Source organism: Bacillus sp. HMF5848 (assembly GCF_003944835.1).
GTDB lineage: Bacteria > Bacillota > Bacilli > Bacillales > HMF5848 > HMF5848.
The window spans coordinates 75,757-100,000 of the sequence record NZ_RWIV01000001.1 but is presented as its reverse complement, the minus strand read 5'-3'; the positions used below and the strand labels follow the sequence as shown (position 1 = coordinate 100,000).

23 protein-coding genes and 1 rRNA gene (1 of these 24 cut by a window edge) are annotated in these 24,244 nt (G+C 38.6%); all 24 read right to left on the bottom strand.

The window, feature by feature from the left end; all coding sequences use genetic code 11:
• Positions 1 to 1,385 (bottom strand): 16S ribosomal RNA (locus EJF36_RS00495); it reaches 155 nt to the left of the window's first position.
• A gap of 400 nt (positions 1,386 to 1,785) precedes the next feature.
• Positions 1,786 to 3,270 (bottom strand): lysine--tRNA ligase, encoded by a 1,485-nt coding sequence (lysS, locus tag EJF36_RS00490; protein ID WP_125904518.1) that lies wholly within the window; start codon positions 3,268 to 3,270, stop codon positions 1,786 to 1,788.
• A 248-nt stretch (positions 3,271 to 3,518) separates the two neighbouring features.
• Complete coding sequence (dusB, locus tag EJF36_RS00485; RefSeq protein ID WP_125904517.1) at positions 3,519 to 4,511, bottom strand: tRNA dihydrouridine synthase DusB; 993 nt, start codon at positions 4,509 to 4,511, stop codon at positions 3,519 to 3,521.
• A 25-nt stretch (positions 4,512 to 4,536) separates the two neighbouring features.
• Entirely contained in the window at positions 4,537 to 4,746 is a 210-nt protein-coding gene (locus tag EJF36_RS00480; RefSeq protein ID WP_125904516.1) for a helix-turn-helix domain-containing protein, read from the bottom strand.
• On the bottom strand, positions 4,698 to 5,225 hold the full coding sequence (gene folK / locus EJF36_RS00475; RefSeq protein WP_125904515.1) for a 2-amino-4-hydroxy-6-hydroxymethyldihydropteridine diphosphokinase: 528 nt from the start codon (positions 5,223 to 5,225) through the stop codon (positions 4,698 to 4,700). Before folK ends, EJF36_RS00480 begins: the two co-directional genes overlap by 49 nt.
• A 13-nt stretch (positions 5,226 to 5,238) precedes the next feature.
• Positions 5,239 to 5,598, bottom strand: coding sequence for a dihydroneopterin aldolase (gene folB / locus EJF36_RS00470; RefSeq protein WP_125904514.1), 360 nt, complete (start codon positions 5,596 to 5,598; stop codon positions 5,239 to 5,241).
• 12 nt (positions 5,599 to 5,610) lie between these two features.
• Entirely contained in the window at positions 5,611 to 6,417 is an 807-nt protein-coding gene (gene folP / locus EJF36_RS00465; protein WP_260471793.1) for a dihydropteroate synthase, read from the bottom strand.
• Positions 6,414 to 7,274, bottom strand: coding sequence for an aminodeoxychorismate lyase (pabC, locus tag EJF36_RS00460; protein ID WP_125904513.1), 861 nt, complete (start codon positions 7,272 to 7,274; stop codon positions 6,414 to 6,416). The genes folP and pabC overlap by 4 nt, the downstream gene beginning before the upstream one ends.
• Positions 7,259 to 7,852, bottom strand: coding sequence for an aminodeoxychorismate/anthranilate synthase component II (gene pabA / locus EJF36_RS00455; RefSeq protein ID WP_125904512.1), 594 nt, complete (start codon positions 7,850 to 7,852; stop codon positions 7,259 to 7,261). The genes pabC and pabA overlap by 16 nt, the downstream gene beginning before the upstream one ends.
• Positions 7,853 to 7,872: 20 nt before the next feature.
• Entirely contained in the window at positions 7,873 to 9,294 is a 1,422-nt protein-coding gene (locus tag EJF36_RS00450; RefSeq protein ID WP_125904511.1) for an anthranilate synthase component I family protein, read from the bottom strand.
• Between the two features lie 338 nt (positions 9,295 to 9,632).
• The gene (gene cysK, locus EJF36_RS00445; protein WP_125904510.1) at positions 9,633 to 10,559 is read right to left on the bottom strand and encodes a cysteine synthase A; all 927 of its coding nucleotides are present in this window, start codon (positions 10,557 to 10,559) and stop codon (positions 9,633 to 9,635) included.
• 91 nt (positions 10,560 to 10,650) lie between these two features.
• A complete protein-coding gene (locus EJF36_RS00440) occupies positions 10,651 to 11,577 on the bottom strand; it encodes a peptidyl-prolyl cis-trans isomerase (RefSeq protein ID WP_185806774.1) in 927 nt (308 codons plus the stop codon).
• A 26-nt stretch (positions 11,578 to 11,603) separates the two neighbouring features.
• Complete coding sequence (gene hslO, locus EJF36_RS00435; RefSeq protein ID WP_125904508.1) at positions 11,604 to 12,482, bottom strand: Hsp33 family molecular chaperone HslO; 879 nt, start codon at positions 12,480 to 12,482, stop codon at positions 11,604 to 11,606.
• A 13-nt stretch (positions 12,483 to 12,495) separates the two neighbouring features.
• Positions 12,496 to 13,266: a type III pantothenate kinase gene (locus EJF36_RS00430; protein ID WP_125904507.1), complete on the bottom strand. Its 771-nt coding sequence runs from the start codon at positions 13,264 to 13,266 to the stop codon at positions 12,496 to 12,498.
• A 178-nt stretch (positions 13,267 to 13,444) separates the two neighbouring features.
• Positions 13,445 to 15,370 carry an ATP-dependent zinc metalloprotease FtsH gene (gene ftsH, locus EJF36_RS00425; protein ID WP_125904506.1) on the bottom strand — a complete coding sequence of 642 codons (1,926 nt, stop codon included), beginning with the start codon at positions 15,368 to 15,370 and terminating at the stop codon, positions 13,445 to 13,447.
• A 210-nt stretch (positions 15,371 to 15,580) separates the two neighbouring features.
• On the bottom strand, positions 15,581 to 16,120 hold the full coding sequence (gene hpt, locus EJF36_RS00420) for a hypoxanthine phosphoribosyltransferase (protein WP_125904505.1): 540 nt from the start codon (positions 16,118 to 16,120) through the stop codon (positions 15,581 to 15,583).
• Between the two features lie 16 nt (positions 16,121 to 16,136).
• Complete coding sequence (tilS, locus tag EJF36_RS00415) at positions 16,137 to 17,528, bottom strand: tRNA lysidine(34) synthetase TilS (RefSeq protein ID WP_125904504.1); 1,392 nt, start codon at positions 17,526 to 17,528, stop codon at positions 16,137 to 16,139.
• A gap of 198 nt (positions 17,529 to 17,726) precedes the next feature.
• Positions 17,727 to 18,743 (bottom strand): protein kinase domain-containing protein, encoded by a 1,017-nt coding sequence (locus EJF36_RS00410; RefSeq protein ID WP_125904503.1) that lies wholly within the window; start codon positions 18,741 to 18,743, stop codon positions 17,727 to 17,729.
• On the bottom strand, positions 18,715 to 19,449 hold the full coding sequence (locus EJF36_RS00405; protein WP_125904502.1) for a VWA domain-containing protein: 735 nt from the start codon (positions 19,447 to 19,449) through the stop codon (positions 18,715 to 18,717). The genes EJF36_RS00410 and EJF36_RS00405 overlap by 29 nt, the downstream gene beginning before the upstream one ends.
• Positions 19,450 to 19,572: 123 nt before the next feature.
• Positions 19,573 to 22,056, bottom strand: coding sequence for a stage II sporulation protein E (gene spoIIE, locus EJF36_RS00400; RefSeq protein WP_125904501.1), 2,484 nt, complete (start codon positions 22,054 to 22,056; stop codon positions 19,573 to 19,575).
• A 357-nt stretch (positions 22,057 to 22,413) separates the two neighbouring features.
• The gene (locus tag EJF36_RS00395) at positions 22,414 to 22,863 is read right to left on the bottom strand and encodes a S1 domain-containing RNA-binding protein (RefSeq protein ID WP_125904500.1); all 450 of its coding nucleotides are present in this window, start codon (positions 22,861 to 22,863) and stop codon (positions 22,414 to 22,416) included.
• 95 nt (positions 22,864 to 22,958) lie between these two features.
• Positions 22,959 to 23,324, bottom strand: coding sequence for an FtsB family cell division protein (locus EJF36_RS00390; protein WP_125904499.1), 366 nt, complete (start codon positions 23,322 to 23,324; stop codon positions 22,959 to 22,961).
• 19 nt (positions 23,325 to 23,343) lie between these two features.
• Entirely contained in the window at positions 23,344 to 23,976 is a 633-nt protein-coding gene (gene yabQ / locus EJF36_RS00385) for a spore cortex biosynthesis protein YabQ (protein WP_125904498.1), read from the bottom strand.
• Positions 23,973 to 24,215 (bottom strand): sporulation protein YabP, encoded by a 243-nt coding sequence (yabP, locus tag EJF36_RS00380; protein WP_395940607.1) that lies wholly within the window; start codon positions 24,213 to 24,215, stop codon positions 23,973 to 23,975. The genes yabQ and yabP overlap by 4 nt, the downstream gene beginning before the upstream one ends.
• Positions 24,216 to 24,244: the final 29 nt, after the last annotated feature.

Sequence of the window (24,244 nt, the reverse complement as noted above, 5' to 3'; positions counted from 1 at the left end):
CCCGGGAACGTATTCACCGCGGCATGCTGATCCGCGATTACTAGCGATTCCAGCTTCATGTAGGCGAGTTGCAGCCTACAATCCGAACTGAGAATGGTTTTATGGGATTCGCTCAACCTCGCGGTTTTGCAGCCCTTTGTACCATCCATTGTAGCACGTGTGTAGCCCAGGTCATAAGGGGCATGATGATTTGACGTCATCCCCACCTTCCTCCGGTTTGTCACCGGCAGTCACCTTAGAGTGCCCAACTAAATGCTGGCAACTAAGATCAAGGGTTGCGCTCGTTGCGGGACTTAACCCAACATCTCACGACACGAGCTGACGACAACCATGCACCACCTGTCACCTATGTCCCCGAAGGGAAAACCCTATCTCTAGGGCGGGCATAGGGATGTCAAGACCTGGTAAGGTTCTTCGCGTTGCTTCGAATTAAACCACATGCTCCACCGCTTGTGCGGGCCCCCGTCAATTCCTTTGAGTTTCAGTCTTGCGACCGTACTCCCCAGGCGGAGTGCTTAATGCGTTTGCTGCAGCACTGAAGGGCGGAAACCCTCCAACACTTAGCACTCATCGTTTACGGCGTGGACTACCAGGGTATCTAATCCTGTTCGCTCCCCACGCTTTCGCGCCTCAGCGTCAGTTACAGACCAGAGAGTCGCCTTCGCCACTGGTGTTCCTCCACATATCTACGCATTTCACCGCTACACGTGGAATTCCACTCTCCTCTTCTGCACTCAAGTCCTCCAGTTTCCAATGACCCTCCACGGTTGAGCCGTGGGCTTTCACATCAGACTTAAAGGACCGCCTGCGCGCGCTTTACGCCCAATAATTCCGGACAACGCTTGCCACCTACGTATTACCGCGGCTGCTGGCACGTAGTTAGCCGTGGCTTTCTCGTTAGGTACCGTCAAGGTACCGCCCTATTCGAACGGTACTTGTTCTTCCCTAACAACAGAGTTTTACGATCCGAAAACCTTCTTCACTCACGCGGCGTTGCTCCATCAGACTTTCGTCCATTGTGGAAGATTCCCTACTGCTGCCTCCCGTAGGAGTCTGGGCCGTGTCTCAGTCCCAGTGTGGCCGATCACCCTCTCAGGTCGGCTACGCATCGTCGCCTTGGTGAGCCATTACCTCACCAACTAGCTAATGCGCCGCGGGCCCATCTATAAGTGATAGCTAAAAGCCATCTTTCAATTTATCTTCAGGCAAAGATAAATATTATCCGGTATTAGCTCCGGTTTCCCGAAGTTATCCCAGTCTCATAGGCAGGTTGCCCACGTGTTACTCACCCGTCCGCCGCTAACCACCGAAGTGGTTCGCTCGACTTGCATGTATTAGGCACGCCGCCAGCGTTCGTCCTGAGCCAGGATCAAACTCTCCGAAAAGAAGTTTGACTTGCTCAAATTTACATCTGGCAATTCTTTTTGCGACTTAAAGTCGCTTGTTTTGTTTCTATAATAGAAACGTTTTAGCGCTTGGTTTTGTTTAGTTTTCAAAGAGCATTTTTTCTTTTGTCGCTAACAGCAACTTAATTATCATACCATCTCCGCTATTCTTCGTCAACAACTTTTTTAAAATCTTTTTTAGTCGTTTTTAAAGTTGTCTAGCAGCGACGTTTATTAATATATCATGTTCTATAAAAGAACACAAGTGTTTTTATCATAAAAATAGTGAAAAACCCAATAAAGCTACATCAATTGTATTTCAATATCTTAGACTTAACTAATCTAAAACAACAAAAGGTGCAGCACGAAGGCCACACCTTTATTATATACCGATTATTACTTATCTATTTCTCATCTGCGGAAATAATAACACATCGCGGATTGAAGGCGCATTAGTTAACAGCATAACAAGGCGGTCAATCCCTATTCCCAATCCACCTGTTGGTGGCATACCATATTCAAGTGATTCAATGAAATCCTCATCCATCTCGTGTGCTTCATCATTGCCTTGCTCCTTCTCACGAAGCTGAGCTTCAAATCGTTCTCTTTGATCAATTGGATCATTTAGCTCAGTAAAGGCGTTAGCATGCTCACGACCTACAATAAATAACTCAAATCGATCAGTGAATCTTGAGTCCTCTGGATTTTTCTTTGCAAGTGGTGATATTTCAACAGGATGTCCGAAAATAAATGTTGGTTGAATTAATTTTTCCTCAACTTTTTGTTCAAAGAACTCATTTACAATATGACCAAATTCCATATGCTCTGTAATATCCACACCATGTTCTTTAGCAAGAGCCCGCGCCTCTTCAACTGTCATATGAGGCCAGAAATCTACGCCTGTATGCTCTTTAACAGCATCTACCATATGAAGACGCGTCCACTGTGGTTCTAAATTAACCTCATATTCCCCATATTGTACAGTTGTTGATCCGTGTACCTCACGGGCAATATGTGCCACTAGATTTTCTGTTAATGCCATAATGTCATTGTAATCTGCATACGCTTCATATAATTCAAGCATTGTGAATTCAGGGTTATGGCGAGTTGAAACACCTTCGTTTCGGAATACTCGGCCAATTTCATATACCTTTTCAAGCCCACCAACAATTAAACGTTTTAAATGCAATTCAATTGCGATACGCATGAATAAAGGGATATCTAACGCATTGTGGTGTGTAACAAATGGGCGAGCAGATGCACCACCTGCAATAGAATGCATCATCGGTGTTTCCACTTCAAGATAGCCATTATCATCTAAATAACGACGCATAGATTGAATGATACGACTTCTTGTAATAAATGTTTCTTTGCTCTCATGATTCATTATTAAATCCAGATAACGTTGACGATAACGTTGTTCAATATCTTTTAAGCCATGAAACTTTTCAGGAAGCGGACGAAGTGATTTTGTTAATAGTACAAAGTCGTTTACCTTAATAGATAGTTCGCCAACCTTTGTTTTAAAGACAGTCCCACTAATCCCAACAATATCACCAATATCTGCTGTGTCGAACATCTTATATTGTTCTTCACCAACTGCGTCTTGGCGCACATATATTTGAACTTGGCCACTTAAATCTTGAATATGAGCGAATCCGGCCTTCCCTTTACCTCGCTTCGTCATGATACGACCAGCTAACGTAGTTTGAACAGATTGTTGTTCTAACTCTTCCTTTTCCACATTTTCATATAAACTTTTCAGCTCTTCAGCTTTATGTGTGCGGTCGAATTTTTTTCCGAACGGATCTACTCCGGCTTCTTGTAGCTTATGTAACTTTTCTCTCCTAACACGCATGAGGTCATTTAACTCTTCATGACTCATTTCATCAACTCCAGACTCCAACATTATTTATTATTAGAAAGTTTTATTATAAACATCGTGCTCCATAAGGGACATTTTCAAAAGGAAATGTTTAACTAATACTATAGCATTATAGCCCATATAATTGTTTTTTAAAAAATAATAGAAAACTGCCAGCTTACACTGGCAGTCGAAGTTTCATTCACGCGTATTATAGGCTAACAAGCGATAATTGTCAAACACTTGTTGTTTTTGTAATAGCTGTTAAATTAAACAGCGTGTGCTTCATCCACTTCTTTTTCTTCAACAAAATCTGTTAAAAGACTAACAAGCTCTGTTTGTGTTTCACAGCTATTAATCCCATTTCGCACATTAGCATTACCTTGTATACCTTTTAAATACCATGCTGCATGTTTTCGCATTTCTCTAACTGCCACACGTTCACCCTTCAACTCCACTAATCTTTCAAAGTGAAGTAGGCAAACATCAATCTTCTCTCTTGCGGATGGCTCTTCCATTAATTCGCCAGTTTCAAGATATTTGACTGTACGATAAATCATCCAAGGGTTTCCGAGTGCGGCGCGCCCAATCATAACCCCATCGCAGCCTGTTTCTTCAAGCATACGCTTTGCATCTTGAGGTGTATTAACATCACCGTTACCGATGACAGGAATATTTACTGACTCTTTAACTTGTTTAATTATATCCCAATTAGCAGTTCCCTCGTACATTTGTACTCTCGTGCGCCCATGTAGTGAAACAGCCTTTCCACCCGCACGCTCTATCGCTTGAGCATTTTGAATCGCGTAGATGTGGTTTTCATCCCAACCCATACGCATTTTAACAGTGACCGGTTTGTCAACAGCCTCAACAACTGCAGAAACCATTTCATATATCTTATTTGGATCAAGTAACCATTTCGCACCGGCGTCACACTTCGTTATTTTCGGTACTGGGCACCCCATGTTAATATCAATGATATCAGCCATTGTATTTTTATCTACAAATTTGGCAGCTTCTACAAGAGTTTCTTTCTCTCCACCAAAAATCTGTAAGCTTAGTGGCTTTTCACGCTCATCAATATAAAGCATACCCATTGTTTTTGCATTTTTATATAAGATTGCTTTATCACTAACCATTTCAGCGCAAACTAAGCCTGCGCCAAATTCCTTAACAGTTAAGCGGAACGCCGAGTTACACACACCAGCCATCGGTGCAAGGACAACTCGATTTTTTAATTCAATATCACCGATTTTAAACATATAGCCACCTCCTTTAACTGCTTACCTATTTATTGCTAAGGTCTAGATCTTCTAACTGTATATTTAAAGTTTTAGCGACTTGTTGTAAAAGTTGTTCGTCTGGTTCACGCGTACCTCTTTCAACCTCTCCAAGCACAGACACAGAAATCCCTAACTCATTTGCGAAGGTTTCTTGTGTGTAGCCCTTTAGTTTTCTATAGGCACGAATGCTTCTTCCCCATTGATTACCTTCCAAACCCTTACACCCTCTTTATCTATAGATTGATTTATATAATGAGATAATGGCGCGGTCCGCCCCGGAATCAATATAGATTCATCAATCTCCTGTAATGGTGTGAGCACAAACGCTCGTTCATGCATTCTTGGGTGTGGAATCGTAAGGTGTTCCGATTCCATATTTTCATTGTTATAAAGCAAAATGTCAAGGTCTAGCGTCCGCGGACCCCACTTTACTATACGTTCCCTACCGTTTTCTTCCTCTACTTTTTGTATGAATGCCAATAAATCAAAGGCATTTAGTTTTGTTTTTACTTTAATTACCATGTTTAAAAAAGCATCCTGCTCTTCTAGTCCTACAGGGTCTGTCTCGTACACTGACGACGTTCGAATAACATCTATGCTAGGATGAGCCCCTATCAAATTAATAGCCATTTTTAGAAAAGAAAATCTGTCCCCAAGATTTGAGCCTAATGCGATATAAGCAACATTATTCATTTACTATCAATCCTTACCGACTTCTCGTTACTTCAACAGCAACTGATTCATAATAACCTGGAATAGGAGGATCAGGTTTTACAACTTTAACCGTACATTCCATTGCCATTGCGTATTTTTCTAGTATAACAGCAGCTAACCGGTCTGCAACAGCCTCGATTAGTTTATAGATTTCTTTCTCTACAATCTCTTGTGCTAGCTTATATATTTCTGCATAGTTAATCGTGTCTTCTAATGCATCTGATTGACCAGCTTGTTTCAAATCAGCCTTAATTTCTATATCAACTAAAAATCTTTGTCCAATTTTCGTTTCTTCCTGTAACACTCCGTGATAGCCATAAAACATAAGTTGATTCAAGATAATTTTATCGATGAAAATCTCCTCCTATTTGAGCATTGCATCCATCATTCTGGCCATTCGTGCCATTTCTTTCACATCATGTACACGGATTATATTGCAGCCTTTACTTATTCCAAGACAAACTGTTGCTCCTGTACCTTCAAGGCGTTCTTCTACAGGCAAGTCAAGCACATGACCGATAAAGGATTTTCGCGATGTTCCCAATAAAACGGGATATCCTAGCGATGTAATATCCTCTAAACGACGCATTACTGTTAAGTTATCTTCTATCATCTTAGCAAAGCCAATACCAGGATCCAATATAATTTGTTCATCCTTTACACCAGCCCGTTTCACAATAGCGATACTCTCATGTAAGTCTTGAACCATATCAGCCATCAAATTTTGATATTGTCGATTATTACGGTTGTGCATCAAAATAATGGGGACATTATAAGCTGCAGCAACATCTGCCATGTAAGGGTCTGCCTTGGCGCCCCAAACATCGTTTATGATTGTTGCTCCGGCTTTTATAGCTTGTTTTGCTACTTCTGCTTTATAAGTATCAATTGAAATTGGGACGTCTATTTGTCTTTTTAGCTCCTGTATAATTGGAATGACGCGATTTAATTCCTCCACCTCTCCAACTTTTTCAGAACCAGGACGTGTTGACTCTCCACCAACATCAATAATATGTGCTCCATCTACGATTAACTGCTTTGCATGCTTAACAGCTCGTTCTACATCGTTATATTTGTCTCCATCCGAAAAGGAATCCGGTGTAACATTTAATATGCCCATTATTAAAGTTTGCGAGAAATCCAATTTATATGGCCCACAATCCATAATCATGATTCAATATCCTTTCTAGAAAACATACTTTGTATTCCTTGGGTGTACTCATTTTGAATTGCCACTGTAATCGATTCATCACACAGTTTAAATTCACAAGCATCATATGATATAACTGGCAATATTTCTTGAATAGAGTTTGTAAGAAACATTTCATCCGCTTCTAAAACATCTTTCTTTGTAAAATACCCTTCGATGATTGGTAAACCTAATTTATTTGCTATCGATTTTACAAATTGTCGCGTGACTCCGTTCAATATACCCGTCCCTATGTCAGGTGTAAATAAAGTATTTTCTTTTACCCAAAAAACATTAGAGACAACACCCTCTGCAACATAGCCCTCCGCTGTATAAAATAAACCTTCTATTGAGCTATCATTCCCAATTTCTTTTTTAGCTAAAATATTATTCATATAGTGATGCGACTTTAGCCTAATAGGTCCTTCTGGTGTGTTCCTATTTATCTTTAGTGAGACGACTTTTTTAGAAGAAAAGCTGACTCCGTGTAAAGATTTAGCATACATAATAATAGAAGGCTTCTCGTATGTGGATGTTGACAACCCTAACTCCCCTATACCAGCTGACACGTTAAAACGGATGTACGCATCCTGCCACCCATTGGCAGATAAAAGGCTATGTAAGATAGACAAAACACCTTCACGGTTAAATTGAACATCTATATCTAGCTGCTTTAGCCCTTCATTTAGTCGCTGCAAGTGATCATCTAACAAAAACGGGTGACCATTATATACACGAAATGTTTCAAAAAGACCAAGCCCATACATAAAACCGTGGTCAAACACGGAAATATGGGCTTGGTCATGTCTTACTATTTGATTGTTTATATAGATGTACATATACCATTTCCTTTATAGTTTGAAATAAAGTTAGCAAGTATTTGCTTTCCTGTATTAGTCATGATGGACTCCGGATGAAATTGAACCCCTTCTATAGGTAAGTCTTTATGACGTATAGCCATAATCTCTCCTTCAGCAGTCCAAGCACTTACCTCTAAGCAATCAGGTAATGTGTCCTTTTTCACTATAAGTGAGTGATATCGTGTAGCGGTAAATGGGTTGTCAAGACCTTTAAAAATGGTCTTACCATCATGCTCAATTGGTGATGTTTTTCCGTGCATTAATCGGTCAGCCCGTACAACATCACCTCCAAATACTTGTGCAATTGATTGATGCCCAAGGCACACACCGAAAATCGGAATGCGACCAGCGAAGTATTCTATTACTTCCAAGCTAATTCCTGCCTCGTTAGGACTACAAGGACCCGGTGAGATCATTAAAAATTCGGGATTCATTTGCTCTATGTCAGAAATTGCAATAGCATCATTCCGTTTTACCACAAGCTCCATCCCTAACTCACCTAAATATTGCACTAAGTTATACGTGAATGAATCATAATTATCAATCATTAAAATCACGTTTCTCCACTCTCCTCTTCCTATTCTAGTCTTTGCTCTGCTCGTTCTTTAGCATACCATAAGGCAGCTGCTTTTTTCATGCTTTCTTTGTATTCACGTTTTGCAACGGAATCAATAACAATACCTGCTCCTGCTTGTACATGCGCCATGCCGTCTTGAATGAACATAGTACGGATGACAATATTTAATTCGCTATCCCCAGAAAAGCCGACCCAACCTATAGATCCAGTATATATACCTCGCCTTACAGGTTCCAGCTCCTCAATGATTTCCATTGTACGAACCTTCGGTGCACCTGTAATGGTTCCACCTGGAAATACGGCAGCTATCACATCGTATATATCAGTCTGTTCGTTTAGTTCCCCTCGTACATTGGACACAATATGCATTACATGGGAGTATTTTTCTATAACCATCAATTCGTCAACCTCGACTGTGCCGTAACGGCAAACGCGACCAAGATCATTTCGTTCAAGGTCGACAAGCATGATATGCTCTGCACGCTCTTTTTCATTTTCAATTAACTCCGAAGCAAGCGCCATATCCTCCTCATCATTTTTCCCTCGTGACCTTGTCCCAGCAATAGGTCGTGTCCATACATCTTTGCCACTCTTTTTAACTAAAAGCTCGGGCGAACCACTTACGATATGAAAGTTTTCCGCCTCAATATAAGCCATATATGGACTTGGATTAATGTTTCTTAAAGATTGGTATATGCGTCTTGGATGTACATATAATGGTTTAGAGTGTCTCACACTTAAGTTAACTTGAAACACATCACCTTGTGCAATATATTCACGTACTCTTTCGACCGCTTCCTCAAACATCTCTTCCGTCATTGAAACAGATTCTACTGCCTCAGAAGGCGGATCATACGGTATATCTCCTACCGTCTCTTCCTTATCTTCTTGCCAATCCACTATTAATTCGTCAATGCGTTTATACGCTTCATCTTGACTTTCATGTAAAACAATAACCCACAACTGTTCTGTTTTTATTTCATAGACAAATACCTCATCGAAAACATTGAAATATAAGTCAGGTGTATTTAGATCATCCACACTAGTTTCGGGTAACTTCTCTATGTACCTATTTGTATCATAGCTTATAAAACCAATTGCACCACCTTGAAAGTCAGGTAATTCAGGGTGCTGTACCGTTTTAAACTGTTCCATCCAAGCTTTCATAGCTACTAGAGGCTGTTCTTCGATAAATTGGTCCTGTTTACCTCTTTCTTTTATTATAAATGAATTATTTTTACCGATTAAAGTTGCAAATGGCTCTAAACCGATAATATGATAGTTGCCTCCACGTCCACTTTCCAAAACAACATGTTGGGCAGAGGAGCTTGAGTTTTTGGATACTATTTTTTCATAGCGATCAAACCATGTATCCTCACTTATCTTTATTGATTTAGCATATGGTGTCCATCGTTGCTGCACTCAAAACACACTCCCCTGTTCTCCGATTTATTTTATTGTTATATTGTACAAGATTTTATGTAACTAGAGAAGTTTGATGCATTTTTTAGAACTCAAACCCTCCTATTAAGCCTTTATACAGCAGCCGCACTCACTAATACGAAGACCTCCTAAATAGTAAGACGTTTTCATGTTTTACTTGTAGAAACAATACCCTCTATAGCTCCAAGAGTTGTGAAGAAGATTAAATCCCTAGACCTTGAGCTAGACAGTAACCTTAGGTTTGTATATTTGTGTCTATACAACAAAAAAGCTAAACACCCCACCACTAGGAATGTTTAGCCTCGTATAAAATATTATTAATCTTCAAATTGGTATAATGGTGTGCTCAAATATCGCTCTCCATTACTTGGGATCACAGCAAGAACTTTTTTACCCTTGCCTAGCTCCTTAGCTACATTTAGCGCTGCATAAATAGCCGCTCCTGATGAAATACCGCCTAAAATTCCTTCCTCACGTGCAGCTCTACGAGCATATTCGAAAGCTTCTTCATTTTTAACCTGAATAACGCCTTCATAAATTTCTGTGTTTAAAATGTCTGGTACAAAGCCTGCTCCAATACCTTGAATTTTGTGAGGACCTGGGTTCCCACCTGATAAAACTGGAGAATCAGTTGGCTCTACAGCATATATTTTCACTGCTGGGTAAGTATTCTTTATAACCTCACCTGCACCTGTAATCGTTCCACCTGTTCCTACACCCGAAATGAAGGCATCAAGCTGGTCACCCATTTGAGTCACTATTTCTTTACCTGTTGTTTCCCTGTGCACCTTTGGATTTGCAGCGTTTTTAAATTGTTGAGGCATAAAATATCCATGCTCTTCTGCCAATTCCTCTGCCTTTTTTATCGCACCCTTCATACCTTCACTTCCAGGTGTTAACACAAGCTCAGCACCATACGCACGTAATAAATTGCGTCGCTCCATACTCATAGTGTCTGGCATAACTAAAATAGCTTTGTAGCCCTTCGCGGCAGCTACCATCGCTAGACCTATTCCCGTATTTCCACTTGTAGGCTCAATAAGCGTATCCCCGGCTTTTAAGTGCCCACCTTCTTCTGCACTCTCAATCATCGACAGTGCGATACGATCTTTTACACTGCTACCAGGGTTCATATATTCTAATTTTAAATATACATCCGCCATATCTTCTTCGACTAAACGTTGTAGCTTTACGATAGGTGTTTGCCCAATTAACTCTGCAATTGAATTAACAACACGACTCATAGTATCCACTCCAATACCAAGTATTTTTATAGGATTTATTAATAATTTAACAACTCAATCGGAAATTGTCAATCAATTAGTTGGTAAATATTCACTCTTTCCCATAAAACCAAGTAACGTTTGCTTCTTTCCAGAATATCTCAGCTGACACAGTTCCACCCATTTGCTCTATGGCCATCTGTCTACGAATTGATTTTTTTACATCTTCATAGTCCAGTGACAAGCCTTCTGTTTTTTCTTGAACAAAAAAAACAGCATAACCTTGGTCGACTTGTATCGGCTTAGAGAATTCCTGTTCTTCTAGATGCTTTAGTTCCTCCATTACACTCTTATCAATGAAATGAGAATTTAGTGATACAAACCCTAGATCTCCTCCACTAGGAGCAGAATATTCGTCTATAGACCGTTCCATAGCAAGAGCAGCAAAGTTTGAGCCACTGTTTAATTCAGCTATGACTTGATCAGCTTCTTCTTTACTAGATATAACAATTTGTGAGAGGTGCAAAGCCGGTTCAGAATGATATAAGCCAATATTATCTTCATAAAAAGCCTTTAAATCTTTTTCAGGTATTTCAACATCCTTAGTTAATAGCTCTTCGAGAAGAATATTATACTTTATGTATTCACGCATCGCTTTATCATCAAATACACTTCCACCTTCATATTCATACATAGAAGTAGCAAAAGCGACCTCTTGATCCAATTCTTTATCGCTCACTTGAATTTTATATTTATTTGCCATTTGTTCAATAACATGACGGTCTATCATGCTTTTTAATACTTCTTTACCATAATTATTCTCAAGCTGAGAAATCCATTCCTGGCGTGTGATGTTTATATTCCCAATTGTCGCAATGACTTCTTCCTGCTGTTCCGTTACAACAGTCTCAGTGCCCACACTAACCTGTGCAGGCACCGTTTTTTCTCCATCACTTTTGTTCGATAAATAGAGTGCTATTGTAATGCTATTTACAACAACCAGTCCGAAAATAATTACCCATAACGTTCCTTTTTTCAACACCGTTCACTCCCATCATTTTCGAACTATTTAGATTGTTGTTGTAAAGCTTGTAGCTCTTCCTTAGAAAAGCTATATGTTTCATTACAGAAATGACATTGCGCTTCGGCTTGTCCTTCTTTCTCAATCATATCTTCAATTTCATGCTTCCCTAAACTGATAATGCCGTTTTCTATACGTTCACGAGAGCATTTACAAGAAAAAGCAACTGGCATTGTTTCTAAAAAGCGGACATTATCTTTACCTAAGATTTCTTGTAGTAACTCTTCAGGTGTTATTCCTTTTTGGATTAACTTTGAAACAGGCTCCATCGTACTAATTGCTTGTTCAATCTTTGAAATAACCTCATCAGTTGCACCTGGGAGCAATTGTATAATAAAACCACCTGCTGCTAAAATTGTATTATCAGGGTTTACAAGCACACCCACTCCTACAGCGGATGGAATTTGCTCGGATGTTACTAAATAATACGTAAAATCCTCTCCAAGCTCTCCAGAGACAAGCGGCACTTGACCAGTAAAATGGTCACGAAGTCCTAAATCCTTTACGACTGATAGCATGCCATCAGTGCCGACAGCACGACGAACGTCTAATTTACCATGTTCATTCAAATCGAAATGCACTTGTGGATTCGTTACATATCCTCGAACCTCGCCTTTCGCATTACTATCAATTAAAATGGCTCCTAATGGACCGCCACCTTCAATTTTAACCGTTAATTTATCATCACCTTTTAACATCGCCCCCATCATAACGGAGGCTGACATAGCACGTCCTAGAGCTGCAGAAGCTGTTGGCCACGTATTGTGACGTGTTTGTGCTTCATGTATCGTATTTGTTGTATTCACTGCATATGCTCGCACTTGATTGTCAAACGCCAAAGCTTTTACTAAATAATCTTGCATGACACTCTTCCTTTCAACCTTCGATATTTCTTTTAAAGATAAGCTGTAAGCCCTTTAACGTCAGGAACGGATCGACAATGTCTATCACATCTGATTCATTAGCAATTAAGGAGGCTAATCCCCCTGTGGCTACAATTGTAGGCTCCGATTGACTTTCTGCTTTCATTCGTTTTACTATTCCCTCAACTTGTCCAACATACCCGAATAGAATACCTGCTTGCATCGCACTAACTGTATTTTGACCTATTATTTGCTCTGGTCTCACTATTTCAATTCTAGGTAGTTTTGCCGCACGATTGTATAGCGCTTCTGTCGATATTCCAATACCCGGTGCTATAGCACCACCCATATATTGTTTCTTTTCATTAATATAGCAATACGTTGTTGCTGTTCCAAAATCAACAATAATTAATGGACTGCCATAAAGTTGAATACCAGCTACCGCATTAACTATTCGGTCAGCACCGACCTCTCGAGGATTGGCATATTTTATATCTAGTCCTGTTTTAATTCCAGGTCCTACTATTAACGGTGCAATATAAAAGTATTTATTACACATTCTCTCTAGTGAAAACATAATTGGTGGGACAACTGAGGAAATAATAATACCATCAATATTGGAAAAAGATAAACTAACATGCTCGAATAAAGATTTTATTAGCATACCATATTCATCTTCTGTTTTATTTCGATTTGTTTCAAAACGCCAATGGTGTTTTAATTCATCATTCTCATAAACACCGACAACAGTATTTGTATTCCCAACATCCAATACAAGTATCATACGAATGGTCTCCTTTTTACACGTTGTTTAATCCCTTAATTTGAGTATTATTTCCCCTCATCATACCACACATTTTGCCGGTATATTACCTTCAACAGATAAAAGACGATGCCGGTTAGTAGCATCGTCTTTTATAGGGCAAAGGATGTGTTATCTACCTTTGTTACGCTTAAATTATCTATTGTTTTTTGTCTTCGTCTTTTTGCTCATCTTTTTTAGAAGATATATTCACCTTAACATCCTCAGCGGCTTTGTCAGGCACCTCGGATGGGGCAGGAAGCTTACCTGTATCAATTAAATGCTTAATCTGATGAGCATCTAGAGTTTCAACCTCAAGAAGAGTTTGGGCAACAAGCTCGAGTTTATCTCTATTTTCTGTAAGAATTTCCTTCGCTCTTGCATAGCTCTCTTTAATAATACGTTGAATTTCAGTGTCAATATCATAAGCAATTCTGTCACTGTAGTTTTGCTCATTATGAATATCTCTGCCTAAAAATACTTGACCACCTTGTGCATGACCGAATTGAAGCGGTCCAAGCTTATCACTCATACCATATTCGGTAACCATTTTACGAGCAATGTTTGTAGCGCGTTGGAAATCATTATGAGCACCTGTACTTACTTCACCAAAGACAATCTCTTCAGCTACCCGACCACCGAGAAGGCCAACTATTTTATCTAACAGCTCAGGCTTAGTCATGAAATAGCGATCCTCTTTTGGAAGCATAACGGCATATCCACCAGCTTGCCCGCGTGGTACAATCGTTACTTTATGAACCATATCTGCTTCATCTAGGACAACACCAATAATTGTATGTCCACCTTCATGATATGCAACGATTTTGCGCTCTTTCTCTGAGATAACTTTACTTTTCTTAGCAGGCCCTGCGATTACACGGTCTGTAGCTTCGTCGATATCGGCCATCTCAATTGTCTTCTTATTAGCACGAGCAGCTACAAGCGCTGCCTCATTTAACAAGTTTTCTAAGTCTGCTCCGGAGAAGCCTGGTGTACGCATGGCAATTGTTTTTAAATCAACAGAGTTATCTAATGGTTTATTATTTGCATGTACTTTTAACACCGCTTCACGCCCCTTAACGTCTGGACGGTCTACAGTAATTTGTCTGTCAAAGCGCCCTGGACGAAGTAAAGCTGGGTCTAAAATATCCGGGCGGTTAGTTGCTGCTACAATAATAATTCCTTCATTAGCACCAAAGCCATCCATCTCAACAAGCAATTGGTTTAAAGTTTGTTCACGCTCATCGTGCCCACCACCAAGACCAGCTCCACGTTGACGACCAACAGCATCAATCTCATCTATGAAAATAATACATGGTGCATTTTTCTTTGCATTTTCGAATAGGTCACGTACACGAGATGCACCAACCCCAACGAACATTTCTACGAAATCAGATCCACTAATAGAGAAGAACGGCACTCCTGCTTCACCTGCTACAGCTCTAGCAAGTAACGTTTTACCTGTACCTGGTGGTCCTACTAATAGGACACCTTTAGGAATACGAGCACCTAGTTCAGAGAATTTACGAGGATCTTTTAAGAACTCAACAATCTCCACAAGCTCCTGCTTTTCCTCATCAGCTCCTGCTACATCCTTGAAGCGAACCTTTTTCTTTTCTTCATTGTATAGCTTTGCTTTACTTTTACCGAAATTCATCACACGGCTACCGCCGCCTTGTGCTTGGTTAAGTAAAAAGAAGAACAAAATGAAAATAATTACGAATGGGATAATTGATGTGAAAAATGTTACCCACCCATTTGTTTCTGGTGCTTCAAAAAATTGAATCTGTGCATTGTTATTTTGCGCAAGTGTTTCAATTCTGTTTAATGTTTCTTCATTATTGTACACATACGTCACAAAGCGTTGATCAGCTGTGTACCCTTCTAATTGACCACGTACCTCATACACACCACGTACTGGTTGTACCTCGATACTTGTGACTTCTCCAGCTTCAAGATGCTTAACGAACGTATCGTATCGCAATTGTTCGGTATCTTGTCCCGTATTGTTAAATATACTAACAACACCGATGACAACTAAAAATATTAATAAATAGAATATTGTATTACGGAAGATCCGATTCATTCCTTACCTCCTCCCACGTAGAAAAACACTATATTAAATAGTATCATAGGCCGCGCCGGCGTTACAACTGTTTGCTCTTGCTTCAGAACACAATCTGTGAAGCGATATAACAAACTCACTATAAGACCCAACACCGTTCTTTTAAAAAAGAAAACCTATTATACTTTTCTAACCAATTACTATACGATTTAAAAACATAATGGTTTCATTTTATGATGAATAAATTTCTGGCTTTAATACACCAATGAACGGTAGATTACGGTATTTTTCAGCGTAGTCTAAACCATACCCAACAACAAATTCATCTGGCACTTCAAATCCTACAAAATCGGCTTCTATATCTACCTTTCGACCAGTTGGCTTATCAAGAAGCGTTACGATTTTTATTGATTTAGCTTTACGATATTTAAATAAGTCTACAAGGTAACTTAGTGTGAGACCGCTATCGATAATATCCTCGACAATTAAAATATCGCGTCCTTCAACCGACGTATTCAAATCTTTAATAATCTTTACTTCGCCTGTTGAGCGAGTCGAGTTTCCATAACTAGAAACATCCATAAAGTCCATCTCTAAGTATGTGTCCACGCGCTTTAATAAATCTCCCATAAATGGCATAGCGCCTTTTAACACACCTATGACTAACGGATAGGAATCTTTGTACTCCTCGGTTAGCTTGCTACCTAATTGTTTGATTTTTTCTTGTAATTCTTCCTCTGAAATGAGAATCTTTTGCATGTCTTGCTTCATTGAACGTATTGCCTCCCTAGCTGCTTGTATAATATAAAATTAAATAATCGCCTGTTTCTTTTCCTATAGCTTCCTTATCGGATTTTTTCAATCCTGGTAGCCATAGTATATTACCTGTAGCATCAACAACAATTGGCCACTGATTTCGGTTATGTATAGGTATTTTATTATCAATAAAAATATCCTTTACTTTTTTATGACCATTCATCCCTTTTAGTGAGATTTTATCACCATTTCGTCTTGTGCGGACAACAATTGGTAATTTTATATCATGTTTATCGATAAGAAACATGTCTAATCCTCTGACTACAGGTGCCTCTTTAGCCGACAGAGCAGTTAATCGACATCCGGTAGGTAACAATACATCGCCATTCAACGGGATAGTATATGCATAATCCTCTAAACTATCCTTTTGGAAAGTAAATTCACATTCGTCATATGAGCGAATAAGCTGTAGTCCTCCTGGCAGATGCCATTCTCCTGAAGGGTGTGGTTGTAATAAGAAAGAAATTATATCTTGAATATGATGTGCAGATATTAAGGAAGATGTTTCCTCATAAAGATAGTTTAATATTAGATGAATCGCTCTTCTTTGTAAAGGTATTGGCATTGTGAGAAACAGTTCAATACGTATTACAACTTGTTGGCCTATCGTTTTCCTTTTTATCACTGTATTCAAATGCTGTTTCGTTAATTCCATTAGTAAATCATCGTCTGCACTCACAAACTCTTGAAACTGTTGAAATCTCTCGTGGACCGCACTATTTTCGGATTTTAAAAAAGGAAGTATGCTGTGGCGAAAACGATTCCTAGTATAATCGCTCTTATCATTGCTTTTATCATGCCTGTATATGATTTGTTGTTCCCCACAATATGTTAAAATCTCATCCTTCGTCACTGCTAAAAATGGTCGAACTAGCATCGATCCAGCGAAGGGCCGTGAACTAGCAATACCGAACGTTCGGGATGGAGATGCACCTCTAGTAAGTCTCATGAGCATTGTTTCAATTTGATCATCGCCATGGTGTGCTAACGCTAAATATTCAATCCGATGTTTGGATATCATCTCAGAGAAAAACTCGTAACGAACCTCGCGGGCAGCTACTTGTATACTAGATATATTATGTACATCTTGGTATGCGCGGACATCAATGCTTTTACCTTCAAATGGTATATGATGCTTGTTGCAAAATTCTTCAACGAAGCGCATATCTTCCAAAGACTCAAACCCTCTAAGCATATGATCTACATGCAGGCAAATTACATGTAAGTCCCAGTCTTTTAATGTATTATGTAAAAAATGTAATAAAGCTAGTGAGTCTGGTCCCCCCGAAACACCAACAGCTACTCTTGCTTTTCTTGGGAATAAGTGCTGTCTTTTAATAAAATTAAGTACCTTTTCTATCATTATATGTATCCTACCTTAGGAAGATGAGCTATGAACACCCAAAAGTATCAATCCTATATAGCACATGCTGATTTACAAGGAAAAAATACTTTTATATGATGCTCAAAGCTATATAAATTGAGATGTTAAAGTCATGTTTTCATTTGAATAACCGCAACCATGCTTTAAATGTAACATTTTCCTTACAGCTCTGCAAAGCTATAATAATTCACTGTAAATATAAAATCCATATGCTAACAACAACAAAATAGCTATAAATAACGTTTCTATAAACCCTCTTTTTCTTGTTGTCTTTCCTCTTGTTTGTTTGTTTTTGGAAGGTTTTGTCACATGTCTACTTCCCGTCGCAGCAACTCTCTTTTTATTAGGGGGTGTTTGCTGAGAGGAAGTTTGCGCTTTTCTCGTACTACTATTTTTAGACAAAATAGTAAGTAAAGACTGTCTCATTTCTTTTGCTGATTGATATTGTCCGTTTAATGCACGCCATATAAACTCCCGATATGGTTTTAAAAGGTTACTATTCTCTAGCTTTTGACGAAGCTGTAATCGTGGTTGATCTGTTTTATCAAATCGATTAGGATATGCTGCATTCATCATAATCATGCCAATTGCAAATAAATCATAGCTCGGCTCAGCCTTTCTTGAACCAAATCCCCAGTAACCTCTGTCAAAAAACTCCGTAAACTCTTTAACAGCTCGGCCTTGCATTGTAGTTCCACCAACATCTATACAACGAATTCTTATCGGTGGACCTGATACTATCAGGTTATCCGGCTTAAGATCACCAAACACCCAGCCAATATCATGAATACCTGAAAGATTATCAAGTAGCTGAAGAATTAATACTGGTAGCCACTCCGTCCCGTGATTATTCACAAAATGCGTCATAGATTCACCTTTGATATACTCCATAACATAAAAAGCAACCGGCTGCTTCCCTCTATCTTCCCAATCATCGACATCTAACAAAGAAGGCCCTAGGGTTGACCCTTGGACCTTTGCAAATGCCTTCAGTACGTTTACTTCAGCCGTAACAGACATCCCGTTGAAGCTAACCTTTAACGCCGCAAACCCCTTTTGCGTTCGTACTAGATAGACAACGCCCGTTGCGCCCTTTCCAAGCACCTTAACAATCGTGTAAGAATGCTTATGCCATTTCCCTACGATGACTGTTCCGGCAGTAAAATTAATATCCTGATTCTTCCATGTATTCATCGTCGGACAAATATCTCCTTAACGATTGAGATTCACCAAAGTGACTTACAGCTTCTCTTATTGCAGGTCCAGTTGGTGTGATGCCTCCGGAAGTCAACTTAGGAAACACTTTTGTCAAAGATTCGAGTTTAGGCGTCCAATTTAGCACTTTTTCGACATCATTCCTTTTCCCGGGAAATACAAAAATCGCAAAATTATTATGTCCCATTCTTGCATTTAAACTTATAGATAAATCAAATAAGGCTTCTTTTACAGTCGGTAATTTATGCTTCATACTAGCACTTGTGTCAACAAGTATTAACACTTGCAAGTCCACAGTCTCTCCTAATTCATCAACAACCTCCATTATTTCCCCTCTCTTTTCAGGAGGTAAATCGGCTATTTCTTTATTTGAGCCTAATATATGTTGTAATTCTTTGTTTACAACACCTTGTAATGTTTGCGTCATCGCTTGACGAGTCACCATTTGTACAGTTTGAGAGAGCTGCTTTGCATAAACAACCTGACTGACTCCCCCACCTGACATTGCAATCCCTTCAATTTCCTTCATGCCTTGTGGATCTATAGTGTCATTATCCATTACGCCAATGACATTGACAGTTATTCCTTGTTCATGAGCAAGCGCTGCCATTGCAATCGGATCTTCACCTTGATTTGAGCAACCATCTGTAATTAATAAAATTTGCTTAAGAGTACCTTTTCTCACCGTTCATCCTCCTACTCCAGAAAATGTATTATCATCATCGCCTAGTTTTGGCATTAATATACATTTAGAAGAGTAGTATAACTTTTAAATAAGCAACTTTTTTGACTATTCTATCCCACAAAACTATATAATTTTTCTTTTTTTATTATCTCCTTTACCAATATACTGTCGCACTGGAATGGTAGCCCACTTCGGTGTATTGTGCTCTATTCTTGCTACTATAACCGTCATATCATCTTCTATTAAACCATCTCTTGAACGAATAACCTCCTCCATAAGTAAATCTGCCATATCTTGTGGTTTATTTGTATTTATTTCACGAATTTTCCGACGAATCCAAACATCATGATTTTCTACATGCTTTACTCCTTCAAAAATACCATCACTCATCATAATTAATAAGTCGCCAGCCTTTAACTGCTCGTTAACTACGTCAACTTCAAAGTCTTGAATGATACCGATAGGTAGGTTACTTGCCTGAAGTGCAATTACCTTATCAGCACGCTTTATAAAACTAGGGGATGAACCAATCTTTAGAAACTTTGCATTAGCATCCTGCAAATCTACTATAGCTAAATCTAGTGTTGAAAATATTTCATCAGTCGTTCTTAACGATAAAATAGAGTTAACAGACTTTATAGCAACCTTTTCTCCAATTCCCGTTTTCAAGATTTGTTGTAGTAACTGAAGGGTTTCTGTACTTTCATAATACGCTCTTTCTCCATTTCCCATTCCGTCACTAATCGCTATCGCATATTTACTTGAACCAAGTTCAATCATGGAATAACTATCGCCTGAGATAAATCCTCCCCCCTTAGCAGCATGGGCTACACCTGTATCAATGACATACGCCTGTAGAGTTCCAAATGATACACGACAATACCCATTTGGGAATGTGGCACATTCCTCTTTTTTAACGACAATCGTTTCCTGCAATATATCAGATAGCATAGGAGCAATTAACTTCTCACACTCTCCACTGCCATTACAATATGGAATACTCATCTCAATATCAACATTTCCTTTTTTTAAACTAAAAATTTCGACTTGCTCTACTTCAATACCGAAATGACGCAATGATTCGTAAATTTGCTCCTCCTGCTTCTCGTGATTTTCGCGCTCCCGTTGAATTTCCCTTGCGAAGTCCTCCATAACCTGCGACACACCGAGCAGTTGGTCTGCAACAAGACGACGACTCTCCTGTACTTGCTTTTTTAACTTCTGATTTGCTTGATAGTAGGTAAGTTCATGCCTCATTACATCTATAACTTTATTAGATTTAACACAATGTCTATCCCACTCTCTTGCCAGCTTTTTATTAATATTCGAATGGTTTATATCAGTTTCATGCATAAGTTCTTTCATAAGCTCATATGTTGTATTAAAATTCTTTGACCAACACTGCTCTTTTTTAAAACAAGCCTGACAAGTTTTCTCTGTTACATTGCTTAAGAAATAATCGATTTCCTGATTTTCATCATAATCTGCTGATGCGTGTCCAATTTTCGAGAAGCTAGATGATAGCGCTTGAAATACAGATGAAAATTGCTCTACGCGATTAGCTGTCACATCACGAATCTTCCGGACGTATAGCTGTTGTTCTTGGGAATGCTCATTAGTGCCTGGAATGTGTTTTGCTATATTTGTTGTAACAACTGATGGAGTAATTAAAAATAATAGTATCGCAATTAACGACTCAACTATCGTATAAGTAAGCTGATATGTTCCCTCACCATACATCCCGATTAATAACGTACCAATTAAAAGACCAATGGATACACCATATTTTTTTCCTTCTTTAAGCAGCCCGCCTAATAAACCTGAAAAAGCTAAAAGACTCATTTGATATAGATTCGAAACAGCTGCTAGACCTAACACTAAGCCCGTAACAACACCCACTGTTGAGCCGATAGCGGCTCCCGCTGAGTAGGCAAATAAAAGCACTAAATAGCGTGAAGCAACATGTTCAAGAGAAACGTCATATAACACCCACCCTACTGTACCGGTCATTATCGATGCTAATAATATAATAAAGCTGATAACCTCTTCAGGACGCAATGATTGCCTCCGGTTTCTCGTTGTTAATATTGGAATACTTTGTAGGAATATAAGCGTTAAAATAAAACCTAACCCCGCTTCAACGGTGGTCATTAAACCATCATAAAGTGTCAGTGTACTGTTCCAACTATAAGTAATAACACCTTCACTTATAAACGCTGACATAAACACTAAAAAAGGTGACAATTTAATAATATCTTCGCTAAACCTCTTCATGATCCGATAGCTGATTAAAAATATTACTAATCCGAGAAAATTAAAAAGAAATGAGGGTATTGAAACAGTTAGAGACCCCGATAATATAGCAATTGCCGCCAATGGAGCTAATTTTCTCTGCATAATAAAAACCGCTACAAAATAGGGCATTGAAAAAGGTGTGATACTGGAGAGAATTAATGCTCGTCCCAATAAAAAGCCGACAACCATGCACAAAATACCTTTGTCATATAGGACATGCTCTAGCTGAACACGCAGGCGGTGTGAAAGTGACTGAACGTTTTGTCTTGTTTTAGCAACCGCTAAATTTTGCATTGTATCTATCTTTTCCATCATAATCCTCCTTTTTAATATGTTATATGTTCGCTATTATAAAGGAGGCTTGTTCAATAATTTGTCAAAAAGTAACGGTTAGATTTTAAAAATTATCGACTGATTTCAGCTTATGTCGCAAAAACATAACAAATATATAAACAGAACGCGGGATATTTAATGGAATTTTGCTGAACACCGTTGAATAACCATGAAAACTTTTTTGAATAAATTAGTACCATATTGTTTTTCACCACATATTTAAACTATGTTTAAAATTAATATGTCATTCGAACAGCCATCTGTTTTTCAAGTAAAACAAAAAACACTCATATGAATGAGTGTTTTTGACTTTGTATATATTACATCAGCAGCAAGTTACCCTCTTCTTCCTCCACGTCCACCACGCTTTGATTCCGTGTGTCGCTTCAGCGAAGATAGACGCTCTTCACTATCTTTCATAAAACGTTGCATTTTTTGCTCAAAGTTCTCAGGCTTTGGACTAAAATCTCTTCGATTACGATCGTTTCCACCTCTACCACGCGGACGCTGAGATGGTGCAGATTCTCTTTCTCGTGGCGGTGGTGGTGGCTTTGGATTAGCTTTTTTAATTGATAAACCAATTTTACCATCTTTCTCGACATTGATTACCTTAACTTCTACTTGATCGCCAACCTTAAGGTGTTCATTAATATCTTTAACATAATTGTCAGCGACCTCACTAATGTGAACAAGGCCTGTTGACCCTTCTGGTAGTTCAACGAACGCCCCGAAATTTGTTATTCCCGTTACTTTACCCTGTAGCTTGCTGCCTACTTCTATCGACATAAAAAAAGTGTTCCTCCTTAAGAATATAGAAAAATCATTATTTATTATTATACCCAATCGTTAAAAAAAGTGTCAATACGACACTAACCTCTATCTTAGTCTTCAGGTAAATTAAAAATAATCTCTCCATCTTTAGATAGGAAGTATTCTTTCCTCGCTAATTTGGCTACGTACTCCTCATCCTGGAGCTTTACAATTTCCTGTTCTAAGCTTTTTTGTTCTTTTTCTAATTCTTTTAATTCATATATAAGTTTGTCTCTTTCTTCATTTTTTTTATGCATTAACTCACTCTGTGATGACATAAGCGAGATCAATCCAAATACACAGGCAACCGTAAATGTCATCAAGACAAATAAGCGTTTTAGTGCTCGGCGACGTCGAGTTTTTTGTTGAGTTACTTCCTTCTCGTATGCCGCGACTTGTTGTGATTGAATCATTCGAACGTTACGTTGAGCACTCATACGCTAAAGCCTCCCTAATTTATTTCTTAAATTTTTCTATCCATTTTTTCCATACTTTTGCTAAATTCTTTGCTACTTTTAAAAATCCTGCCTTGTTACTAAAAAAAGAAAGTACCTTTATACGGATGCTATTTGGCACAAGCCTCCAGAGCAACCTGCCCGTCCATAAAAAGGGGGCTACTAATATAGTAAAAAGAAATCTACTAATCTTCAATAGTACTTTTAAAAAAGCGATACAAAGACCTACTAATCCCACACATATCGACACAATTAGTCTCCATATCCATTGTACAGGATATACAACAAAAATTTGAATGATTCTTTTAACAAATAAATATATACGAATAATTGTTTCAATTAGAAGTTCAAGAAAATTGTTATATATCTTTTTAAGTAAACTCTGATATGCTGCATATCCACATAACAATGCGATAAAAATATAAAGTCGAAGCTCACCTTCATTAACTAATAATAAAACATAGAAGATAATAAGTCCTTGAGCGAACCAAAAAAGAATATCATTTATAAATACAATCCATTTAGCACGGGTAGGCCGCTTTAAAAAGCGGCTGTATGTATCTAATGCTGCTCCGAACCACCCACCCATACCAACCATGGCAATCATTGTGAAGAACTGTGTTGTTAGGCTCATTTAAACAACTTGCTAAAAAACCCTTTAGCTTTCTCCCCATGTTGTTCATCTATATACGTTACTTCAAAGATTTTACCTTTTATCGACACAACTCCTTTATCGACATCTAAATTTTTCATATGCAAGTTTTGACCACGCACAACTAAAAAGCCCATCACAGTCTCTAATAAAAACTCTTCATTATCAAAGCTTTCTACTTGCTTAACACCTGTAATATCAAGCATTTTACGTCCTCTCATGATAACATCATGCTCAACAACAGTACCTT

Excerpts from the sequence above, each read along its gene's own strand:
- folK (WP_125904515.1), bottom strand. The coding sequence starts at position 5,225 with ATGAATAATGTTGCTTATATCGCATTAGGCTCAAATCTTGGGGACAGA.
- dusB (WP_125904517.1), bottom strand. The coding sequence starts at position 4,511 with ATGTTTAAAATCGGTGATATTGAATTAAAAAATCGAGTTGTCCTTGCA.
- EJF36_RS00390 (WP_125904499.1), bottom strand. The coding sequence starts at position 23,324 with ATGAGTGCTCAACGTAACGTTCGAATGATTCAATCACAACAAGTCGCG.
- EJF36_RS00395 (WP_125904500.1), bottom strand. The coding sequence starts at position 22,863 with ATGTCGATAGAAGTAGGCAGCAAGCTACAGGGTAAAGTAACGGGAATA.
- spoIIE (WP_125904501.1), bottom strand. The coding sequence starts at position 22,056 with ATGGAAAAGATAGATACAATGCAAAATTTAGCGGTTGCTAAAACAAGA.
- yabP (WP_395940607.1), bottom strand. The coding sequence starts at position 24,215 with ATGAGAGGACGTAAAATGCTTGATATTACAGGTGTTAAGCAAGTAGAA.
- cysK (WP_125904510.1), bottom strand. The coding sequence starts at position 10,559 with ATGAGTCGTGTTGTTAATTCAATTGCAGAGTTAATTGGGCAAACACCT.
- tilS (WP_125904504.1), bottom strand. The coding sequence starts at position 17,528 with ATGATAGAAAAGGTACTTAATTTTATTAAAAGACAGCACTTATTCCCA.
- EJF36_RS00430 (WP_125904507.1), bottom strand. The coding sequence starts at position 13,266 with ATGATACTTGTATTGGATGTTGGGAATACAAATACTGTTGTCGGTGTT.
- folP (WP_260471793.1), bottom strand. The coding sequence starts at position 6,417 with ATGATTATGGATTGTGGGCCATATAAATTGGATTTCTCGCAAACTTTA.
- yabQ (WP_125904498.1), bottom strand. The coding sequence starts at position 23,976 with ATGAGCCTAACAACACAGTTCTTCACAATGATTGCCATGGTTGGTATG.
- hslO (WP_125904508.1), bottom strand. The coding sequence starts at position 12,482 with ATGCAAGATTATTTAGTAAAAGCTTTGGCGTTTGACAATCAAGTGCGA.
- EJF36_RS00410 (WP_125904503.1), bottom strand. The coding sequence starts at position 18,743 with ATGAATACATGGAAGAATCAGGATATTAATTTTACTGCCGGAACAGTC.
- ftsH (WP_125904506.1), bottom strand. The coding sequence starts at position 15,370 with ATGAATCGGATCTTCCGTAATACAATATTCTATTTATTAATATTTTTA.
- lysS (WP_125904518.1), bottom strand. The coding sequence starts at position 3,270 with ATGAGTCATGAAGAGTTAAATGACCTCATGCGTGTTAGGAGAGAAAAG.
- hpt (WP_125904505.1), bottom strand. The coding sequence starts at position 16,120 with ATGAAGCAAGACATGCAAAAGATTCTCATTTCAGAGGAAGAATTACAA.
- pabC (WP_125904513.1), bottom strand. The coding sequence starts at position 7,274 with ATGTACATCTATATAAACAATCAAATAGTAAGACATGACCAAGCCCAT.